Annotated in this window: 1 protein-coding gene; it reads right to left on the reverse strand. The window is 62.3% G+C overall.

Annotated elements, in window-relative coordinates; translation table 11 throughout:
- A partial coding sequence (locus KW824_RS20740) for a hypothetical protein (protein WP_218410898.1) occupies positions 1-237 on the reverse strand: 237 nt, incomplete at its 3' end.
- Positions 238-257: the final 20 nt, after the last annotated feature.

A 257-nucleotide genomic window follows, 5' to 3' on the forward strand; every position in this document is an offset into this window, starting at 1 on the left:
GTAGGTGGTTCCCCCTATCACCACATTCAAAATCCCGTCCGTGGCCGAGACCGTGAAGCTGCCGCTCACCGTCTCCGTGTTGGCCGCCGCATTGGACCCGTCCGGATTGAGGCCCGACTCGTACACCTGATGGTCCGGCCCCGTCGCCGCTGCCGTCACCACGCTCGAGCTGTCATCCGCCCCCTTGATGTTGATGGTCAGCTTGGCAATGCTCTCATCCCCATCCGCATCCTTCATCGTGTACCAGACGTCGTAGC

Origin of the sequence: Aeromonas sp. sif0611, from assembly GCF_019218845.1 — a bacterium.
Classification (GTDB): domain Bacteria; phylum Pseudomonadota; class Gammaproteobacteria; order Enterobacterales; family Aeromonadaceae; genus Aeromonas; species Aeromonas media.